Consider the following 8,830-nt stretch of genomic DNA (forward strand, 5'->3'; position numbering starts at 1 on the left):
CCGGGGTGTTCAGCAGCAGGTCCACCGTGGTCTGCAGGTGCGCGGTGATGAGCGACTGTGCGAGTGGGATGTCCTTGCTCAATACGGCGTTGAGCAGTGTCTGGTGCTCGGTCGCCACATCGCGCGGCGCTTGGTTTTTCAAGGGCGCGGCGAGTTGTCGGTAGCGCTCGGTGTGCTCGTACAGCATTTGGTGCATTTTCAGCAGCCAAGGGTTGGTGCAACCGGCCACCAGGGAGCGGTGAAACGCGGCGTGAGCGGCGATCCAGGCCGGGTTGAGTGGTCGATCTTCGATCTGCATCGGCAGGCGGCTGAGGTGGTGGAAGCTGGCGACGACGCGGCTTTCCCAGGCCAGATCGCCATGGGCGATGGCTTCGGCCAGACAGATCTTTTCGATCTCTATGCGCGCCTGCGACACGTGCATGAGATCGCGGGTCGAGGTGGGGCTCACGCGAAAGCCGCGTTGTGGAGAGGAGGTCACCAGCGCGTCGGCTTCCAGCATGGCCAGTGCTTCTCGGATCGCACCAGGGCTGACATCGCAATTCGCGGCCAGGGCCACCACCGCGAGTTTGTGGCCTGGCAGGAGACGACCGCCGAGGATCTCGCCGCGCAGGTACTCGTAGGCACTGCGGGTCTGGGTTGTGGTCTTGGACGCGTCGATACCTGTGTTCATAAAGCTAGGGTTTGTACGGGTGTTTTTGAAGTGTATTCTACGTAATATATACAAAACGTCTAAATAACTTCTTGACGCAAGACGGTACAACAACGGTCGGTCAAGGCCTTATAGCTTAGACCGGTCCGAACCCGACATTCCACACCAAGCAAACGCGCCGAGCGCGGCGCGAGGTCACAAAGGCCATTTGCACGGGTTTTGTTTTCAATAAAAACAAACAGAACGGTCTGTGTTTATTTTGAGCTGACTGCATTTTTCGGAGAGAACATGAGCAACACCGGTTATTCCAAATTGATCGACTCCAACCAGGAGGCGGGCGTGTTCCGCGTGGCCCGCCAGTCGTTCACCGACATGGGCGTGTTCCAGACGGAGCGGGACGAGATCTTCAACCGCTGCTGGCTGTATCTGGGCCACACCTCGGAGCTGCCAAAGAAGGGCTCGTTCGTGACCCGCCCGGTGGGCGGTCGCAACCTGATCTTCAACCGCGACGCAGCAGGCGTGGTGAACGCCTTTCTGAACTCGTGTCCGCACCGTGGCGCCACCGTGTGCCGAGAAATCAAAGGCAGTGCAAAAAATTTCACCTGCAGCTACCACGGCTGGGTGTTTGGCGCCGACGGCAAGATGCGCGACCTGCCAGGCGTCGAGTCCTATGTCGAGGGCTTCACCAAGAGCGGTTGCGCCGATTTGGTCAAGGTGCCGAAGCTGGCCATGTATCGCGACTTCTGGTTCGTCTGCTTCGACCCGGACGCGGTCTCGCTCGTCGAGTATCTTGCCGGCGCCACCGAGTACCTGGACCTGATCGCCGACCAGTCCGAAGCGGGCATGGAGATCGTGAGCGGCACGCAGGAGTACGCGATCCGCGCGAACTGGAAGCTGTTGGTGGAAAACAGCTTCGACGGCTACCACGCCCTTTCCACGCACGCCACGTACTTCGACTATCTGAAGAACATGAATGGCGTGCTTTCGCAGGGCAATGTGATCGGCTTCGCAAAAGACCTGGGCAACGGGCACGCGGTGGTGGAGTACACCGCGCCCTGGGGCCGGCCGGTGGCCAACTGGGTGCCCGCCTGGGGTGAAGAGCGCAAGGCCGAGATCGACGCGAGCTACCAACGTCTGGTGGATCGCCATGGCGAAGAGCGTGCCAACCGCATCGCCAAGCACAGCCGCAACCTGCTGATTTTCCCCAGCATGCTGATCATCGACGTGATGTCGCTGACGGTGCGCACCTTCTACCCGAAGGCCCCCGACTACAACGAGGTCACCGCCTGGTCCATGGGCCCATCGGAAGAGCAGGGCTGGTTGCGCAAGAACCGCCTGCACAGCTTCCTCGAATTCCTCGGCCCGGGTGGCTTCGCCACGCCCGACGACGTGGAGATGCTGGAGCAATGCCAGCGCGGCTATTCCAACGCACGCGAAGCGGCCTGGAACGATATCTCGCGCGGCATGAAAAAAGACGAGCCGGCCACCGTCGATGAGCACCAGATCCGCGTGTTCTGGCGCCGTTGGCACGAGCTGCTGCAGCAGGCCCGGCAGGACGCCGATCCAGTCACCGTGCGCTGACGCGTTCATCCCCCATTCAACGCTAGAGGACAAGCAAGATGGCACCCTTCCGCTACCGCAAACCGGGCTACGTGGCGCTCAACGTCACCAATCTCGACAACTCGATCCACTTCTACCGGGATCTGGTCGGCCTGCAACTCGAGGAGCGGCATGGCGACAACGTCGCGTTCCTGCGCTGCAGCCAGGACCACCACAACCTGGTGCTGTACCGGGCCGAGGTGCCCGGCATCAAACGCATGGCGTTCGAGATGGAGTCCGACAACGATCTGGAGCTGGCCCAGTGCCACATCGAACAGCAGGGCTGGAGCCTGCGCGAGGTGCCGGTCGACGAGACCAAAAAGCTCAAGCAGGGCAAGACCTTGCGCTTCAAGATTCCGGACAGCACGCTCACCTTCGAGTTCTACACCCGCATGGAGCGCGCGCCGTCCGACTACGAAGCCACGGTGTGCCGGATCCAGCGCCTGGGCCACGTGGTGCTGCGCTGCGCGAACCGCGACGCGGTGTTGCGCACGCTGACCGAACAACTGAATTTCCGGGTGTCGGACCACTTTGGCGATCAGGTTTCTTTTCTGCGCTGCTTTCCCAACCCCTACCACCACAGCTTCGGCGTGAGCCAGGGCGAGGTGGACGGCTTGCACCACGTGAACTTCATGGTGACCGACGTCGACGACGTGGGCCGTGGCATGAACCGCATGTTGAAGGCGGGTGTGCCGCTGGTGTACGGGCCAGGTCGCCACGACATTTCCAACTCGATCTTTCTCTACTTCCTCGATCCCGATGGGCTCACCGCGGAATTCAGCTTTGGCATGGAGGAGTTCCCGGAGAACGAACCGCGTGCCGCTCGCCTGCTGCCCATGAAGCCCGAGATTCTCGACAGTTGGGGCGGCATGCCCAAGCCCGGCTTTGGCAGCAAGGGCGAGATCGAAACCAACGCACTCTGAGCACAGGAACCGACATGAAATTGTTGAGATTCAGCACCGCCGATGGCCCGACCCTGGGTGCTCGCCGCGGTGACGAGGTGATCGATCTGCGCCTGGCCGCACCCGATCTGCCACGCGACATGAACGCGCTGCTGGCGCTGGGCGCCGCCGGTCTGCAGGCCGTGCAACGCGCGGTCGAAAAAGCGCCTGCTGTTGCCGTGCGCCCGGTGGACGGGCTGGAGTGGCTGGTGCCTGTGCCGGCACCCGAGAAGATCATCTGCATTGGCATGAACTATGCCGAGCACATCAAGGAAGCGCCCACGCCACACGAGATACCGAAATACCCCGTGGTGTTCTTGCGCCAGGCCGGTTCGCTGGTCGCGCACAACGAGGCGCTGCGCCGCCCGCTGTGCTCCGACCAGTTCGACTTTGAAGGCGAGTTGGTCTGCGTGATCGGCCGCCGCGGCCGCCACATCGCCATGGCCGATGCGCTGTCTCACGTCGCTGCCTACTCGCTGTTCAACGACGCGTCGATCCGCGACTACCAGTTCAAGAGCCCGCAATGGACGGTGGGGAAGAACTTCGATGCCACAGGCGCCTTCGGCCCCGAGCTGGTGACGGCCGACGAGCTACCCGAGGGCGCACGCGGTCTGCGGTTGCGCACCGTGCTCAACGGCCATACGGTGCAGGACGCCTCCACCTCCGACATGATTTTCGACATCGCCACGCAGATCAGTCTCATGTCCGAAGCCATGACCTTGATGCCCGGCGACCTCATCGTGACCGGCACGCCATCGGGCGTGGGTCTGGGGCGCAAGCCCCCGCTGTGGATGAAGCACGGCGACCTCTGCACCGTCAGCGTCGAAGGCGTGGGCAGCTTGAGCAATCCCATACGGGACGAGGGTGCTGCGGCTTGAGTTTTTAAACAAGCCGCCGGAATGTCTTGCCCCCTTCCGGCGGATCGCGCAAACGGGCTGCTCAGACAGAACACAACCATTCACCGGGGCCAGCCCCCACAGGAGACAGCAATGAACCAACGGATTTCTTCCCCAGCCCGCAAGGGCCTTCGCATGAGTTTGATCGCGCTGGCTGTGGCGGCCGCAGGCGGCGCCAGCGCGGCCGAAGACCTCAAAATCGGCACCGTGCTTTCCTTCTCCCAGGTCATGGGCATCTACGGCAACGCCATCCTCGATGGCGTGAAGCTCGCGGTGGACGAGGCCGGTGGTTCCGTGGCGGGCCGCAAGATCGTGATCGTCGGTGAAGACGACAAAAACGACCCACGCGTGGCGCTGCAGTTGGTGCGCCGCCTGGTCAAAGACGAGAAGGTGGACTTTCTGGTCGGCCCGGTGGGCTCGCACATCGTGCAAGCGATTCGCGAAGACGCGCACCAGTCCAAGACCTTCTTGCTGGTGGCCAACGCCGGCAACGACGAGGTGACCCGCGAATTGTGCAGCCCGTACATCATCCGCACCTCGTTCTCGAATTGGCAGTGGAACTACCCGCTGGGCGAATACGCCGGCGCCAAGGTGGGCAAGCGCGCAGCGGTGGTGGCCTCGAATTTCGTGGCCGGCAAGCAGATGGCCGCTGCGTTCCAGGCGGGCTTTGCCAAAAACGGCGGCACCGTGGTGGAAGAAATCTGGCCGGCCATGGGCACCGCCGATTTTGCCAACGTGTTCACCCGCTTGCGCGGTAAAGAAGACGAGCTCGATACCGTGTGGTCGTTCATTCCCGGCAGCGGCACGGTGAACTATGTCAACCAGTACGCCCAGGCCCACCTCAAACCGGTGAACATGGGTCCGCAGAGCAATGCCGATGACTTCTTCTTCGGTGCCATGAAAGACAACGCACTGGGGGTGATCGGCGCGGGCCACTACGTCGTGAGCATGGACACGCCACGCAACAAGGCCTTCGTGGAAGCTTTTCGCAAGCGCTACAACCGCCTGCCGGCAGCGGTGGATCTGCAGGGTTACGACTCGGCCAACCTGATCATCGCGGCGACCAAGAAACTCAATGGCGTCCTCACCGACAAGAAGGCGGTGCGCCAAGCCATGCTGGATGCGGACATCGACAGCCCACGCGGCTACTTCAAGATCGACCCGAAGACCGGCAACGTGATCCAGAACATCTACATCACGAAGGTGGTCAAGCGCGGTGAAGGCTATGCGCACGAAATCCTGCAGACCTACGAGAAGGTCCAGGACACCGACACTTCCTGCAAGTTGGTCTGGTAAACGAACAGCGAGCACGTTGATGGGAATCTTCACCGAATACGCGATCAACGGCTTGCAGGCTGGCCTGCTGCTGTTCATCGTGTCCGCTGGCCTCACCCTGTGTTTTGGACTGATGCGCGTGATCAATATGGCGCACGGCTCCTTCTACATGGTGGGTGCCTTCCTGGGCCTGCAGGTCTCCGTGATGACCGGCTCGTTCGTGCTGGGTCTGCTGGGCGCTGCGATCGGCTCGGCGCTGGTGGGCCTCACGGTCGAGCGCACACTGTTCCAGCGCATCTACTCGCGTGGGCCGTTTGCCCAGGTGCTGGTGTCGTTCGGTCTCATCTTCGTGTTCGACGAGCTGGTTCGCATCATCTGGGGCGGCGAGATCCGCAGCCTCTCGCGTCCCGAGTACCTGAGCGAGGCCTATCAGATCGCCGGGGCCTGGGTCGAGAGCTACCGGCTGTTTCTGATCGCCTTTGGTGGTGTGCTCAGCGGGCTGCTGTTGTGGGGTCTGGTGAAAACGCCGTTCGGTCTGATGATCCGCGCGGCGGTGGACGACCGCGAGTCGGCCGAGCTGCTGGGCGTGAACGTGCGCCAGCTGTTCAGCGTCGTGTTCCTGATCGGCGCCTCGGTGGCGGGCATGGCCGGCTTTGTGGCGATCCCGCTGGTGAATGCCTTCCCGGGCATGGGCGACGACGTGCTCATCTCTGCGCTGATCGTGGTGGTGATGGGTGGACTGGGTTCGGTCACGGGTTCGCTGCTCGCGAGCCTGGTGATCGGCTTCGGGCTGACCATCGGCCAGGTGTTCATGGCCGGCTACGCCCCCGCCGTGATGTACGTGATCCTCGGTCTGGTGTTGTTGGCCCGCCCGAATGGCCTGTTGGGAAAACCCGAATGACCGCTTTGACGACCTCGACCCCTTTGCTCGCGCGCCGATCGACCCAGATCGGCCTGCTGCTGGCCACCTTCGTGGGCCTGCTGGCCGTGCCCATGCTGTCCTCCGGCTCGGGCACCGAGTTCACGGCCGACATTCTCATTTACGCCATCATGGCCGTGGGTTTGTACGTGCAACTGGCCTTGCTGGGCTTGGTGAATTTCGGCTTCAGCGCCTTCTTCGGGCTGGGCGCTTACCTGGGCGCCAACTTCCTGATGAAGGTGTCGCCCGATCTGCTGAGCTCGCTGGCGCTCACCATGGTGGCCTCTGCCGTGGTGGCGTTGCTGATCGGCTTGATCGCGCTCAAGACCAAGAACGTGGCGTTCACCATGATCACGCTCACCTTCTCGCAACTGCTGTACGTGCTCGCCGTGGCGGACGACCGCTGGACCGGTGGCGTCAACGGTCTTACCGGCGTGCCCCGGCCCAAGCTGCCCGAGTTCCTGAGCGAGCGCGGCATGACGCTGGGGACCGATGCCGGTTTTTATTACTTCTGCCTCTTGGCTTTCTTGGTCACGGTGTTCCTGGTCTGGGTGCTGCAGCGTTCGCACCTGGGCTCGGTGATGGTCGGCATCCGTGAGAACGAAGAACGCATGGTGGTGCTGGGCTACCCGGTCTTTGCCTACAAGCTCGTGGGCTTCGTCATCTCCGGGGTGATTGGCGGCTACGCCGGCTACATGAATGGCATGTTGCTCGGCTACGTGGGGCCGGGTGCGCTGTTCTGGACCATGTCGGGCGAGGCGCTGCTGATGGTCATCCTGGGCGGCACCGCGTCGCTGGCAGGGCCCATCGTCGGTGCCAGCGTGTTCATCGGCATCTCGCACTACGCTGTGATGCTGACCGACCACTGGCGCCTGTTCGTGGGTCTCGCCTTCATCGGTATCGTGCTGTTCGCACCCCAAGGCCTGGTGAAAATTGTGGGCGATCGCGTGAACCGCCGCAAGGCCGGTTCGTCGACTGCTCTGCAGGAGGCCACGCGATGAACACCATCGAACTCAAAGGGGTGGGCAAGCGCTTCGGTGAATTCCGTGCCGTGGACAACGTGGACCTGGCGATACCGCCTTTGCAGCGCTGCGCACTGCTCGGCCCCAACGGTGCCGGCAAGACCACCTTGCTCAATCTCGTCAGCGGTCGGCTCTCGCTCAGCGAAGGTAGCATTCTTGTCAATGGACACGACGTGAGCCGCGACTCGGCCGGCAAACGCGCGCGCCACGGGGTGGGACGCAGCTTTCAGAAGACCAATATCTTCCCGCAGCTTTCGCTGCTGCAGAACGTGCGCCTGGGCTTGCAGGCCACGCAACAGGCGCGCAACTGGAACCCCTGGGCACCGATCGACGCCGACGCCGCGCTGCGCGAGCAGGCCTGCAGCATGCTGGAACGCGTCAACATCCGCCGTCCGGTGGACACGCTGGCCGAGGAACTCTCGTATGGAGAGCAGCGCCAGCTGGAACTCGCCATCACACTGGCCACACAGCCGCGTATCGTGCTGCTCGACGAGCCCACCGCCGGCATGAGCCCGAGCGAAACCGCCCATGTGCTGGATCTCATGATGGAACTGCTGGAAGGCCTCACCGTGGTGATCGTGGAGCACGACCTGAGCGTGGTGGACCGCATCGCCGACCGCATCGTGGTGCTGGAGCGGGGGCAGGTCATTGCAGACGGCACACCCGAAGCCGTGAAGGCAGACAGCCGTGTGCAGCACGCCTACCTGAAAGGAGCGGCACATGCTTGAGGTGCGCCAACTCACCGCTGGCTACGGGCGCTTTTCCGTGCTGGGCGGTATCGATTTCACCGTGCCCGAAGGCACGTTCGTCGGCATCATTGGTCGCAACGGGGTGGGCAAAACCACGCTGCTCAAGACGCTGGCCGGTGCGGTCAAACCGTCGACCGGCACCGTGCAATTCCGCGGAAAAAACATCATCGGTCAGGACGCCATGCAGGTGTCGCGCCAGGGCATCTCGCTGGTGCTCGACCGCAAGGGCATCTTCGCCAGCCTCTCCGTGCTGGAGAACCTGCAGCTGGCGCAGCGCCTGGGCGCACAGCGGGAAAAGCGCTGGAGCCTGGACGATGTGCTGGGCATGTTCCCGCGCCTGGCCGAACGCATCAAGGCGCCGGGTGGTGGGCTCTCCGGTGGTGAACAGCAGATGCTGGCAATCGCACGCGCGCTGCTCACACAACCTTCGTTGCTGCTGCTGGACGAACCCACCGAAGGGCTCGCACCCAAGATCGTCGACGAACTGGTGGGCTTGTTCCAGCGGCTCGCCGAGACCGGCCTGACCGCCATCGTGGTGGACCAGCGCCTGGAAACCGTGTTCGACACCTGCGGTGAGGTGCTGCTGATGAGCCGGGGCGACATCGCCGAACGCTCGAATTCAAAAGACCTGCGCAACAACGGCGAGCTGCTGGCCCAGCACCTGGGCGTGTAGCCGCCGATCCGTTTTCCCCTGAACCCCCTGATGGAAGCAAGGAAGCCCAACATGACCACAACGATCACGCGCCAGGACGCCGAAGAGTTTCTGTACCGCGAAGCCGC

At 62.9% G+C, this 8,830-nt stretch carries 9 protein-coding genes; 8 read left to right on the forward strand and 1 reads right to left on the reverse strand.

Translation table 11 applies throughout. The annotated features are described in order from the left end of the window. Positions 1–670, reverse strand: a 670-nt coding sequence (locus ABYB95_RS11670) for a GntR family transcriptional regulator (RefSeq protein WP_372658700.1), incomplete at its 3' end; no start/stop codon positions are given. 267 nt (positions 671–937) lie between these two features. Here ABYB95_RS11670 and ABYB95_RS11675 point away from each other — a divergent pair. The 8 genes from ABYB95_RS11675 (at position 938) to ABYB95_RS11710 (ending at position 8,723) form a co-directional block, all read left to right on the forward strand. Continuing rightward, positions 938–2,230: an aromatic ring-hydroxylating dioxygenase subunit alpha gene (locus ABYB95_RS11675; RefSeq protein WP_372658701.1), complete on the forward strand. Its 1,293-nt coding sequence runs from the start codon at positions 938–940 to the stop codon at positions 2,228–2,230. 38 nt (positions 2,231–2,268) lie between these two features. Next, positions 2,269–3,171, forward strand: a complete 903-nt coding sequence (locus ABYB95_RS11680) for a VOC family protein (protein ID WP_372658703.1) — start codon at positions 2,269–2,271, stop codon at positions 3,169–3,171. Between the two features lie 14 nt (positions 3,172–3,185). After that, the gene (locus ABYB95_RS11685) at positions 3,186–4,067 is read left to right on the forward strand and encodes a fumarylacetoacetate hydrolase family protein (protein ID WP_372658704.1); all 882 of its coding nucleotides are present in this window, start codon (positions 3,186–3,188) and stop codon (positions 4,065–4,067) included. 111 nt (positions 4,068–4,178) lie between these two features. Further along, positions 4,179–5,381, forward strand: coding sequence for an ABC transporter substrate-binding protein (locus tag ABYB95_RS11690; protein ID WP_372658705.1), 1,203 nt, complete (start codon positions 4,179–4,181; stop codon positions 5,379–5,381). Positions 5,382–5,400: 19 nt separating this feature from the next. After that, the gene (locus tag ABYB95_RS11695) at positions 5,401–6,261 is read left to right on the forward strand and encodes a branched-chain amino acid ABC transporter permease (RefSeq protein WP_372658706.1); all 861 of its coding nucleotides are present in this window, start codon (positions 5,401–5,403) and stop codon (positions 6,259–6,261) included. 5 nt (positions 6,262–6,266) lie between these two features. Continuing rightward, positions 6,267–7,280 carry a branched-chain amino acid ABC transporter permease gene (locus ABYB95_RS11700; protein WP_372658707.1) on the forward strand — a complete coding sequence of 338 codons (1,014 nt, stop codon included), beginning with the start codon at positions 6,267–6,269 and terminating at the stop codon, positions 7,278–7,280. Then, positions 7,277–8,029 (forward strand): ABC transporter ATP-binding protein, encoded by a 753-nt coding sequence (locus ABYB95_RS11705; protein ID WP_372658709.1) that lies wholly within the window; start codon positions 7,277–7,279, stop codon positions 8,027–8,029. Before ABYB95_RS11700 ends, ABYB95_RS11705 begins: the two co-directional genes overlap by 4 nt. Further along, complete coding sequence (locus ABYB95_RS11710; RefSeq protein ID WP_372658710.1) at positions 8,022–8,723, forward strand: ABC transporter ATP-binding protein; 702 nt, start codon at positions 8,022–8,024, stop codon at positions 8,721–8,723. Before ABYB95_RS11705 ends, ABYB95_RS11710 begins: the two co-directional genes overlap by 8 nt. The last annotated feature ends 107 nt before the right edge of the window (positions 8,724–8,830 follow it).

This window comes from Hydrogenophaga sp. (assembly GCF_041633695.1).
Taxonomy (GTDB): domain Bacteria; phylum Pseudomonadota; class Gammaproteobacteria; order Burkholderiales; family Burkholderiaceae_C; genus Hydrogenophaga.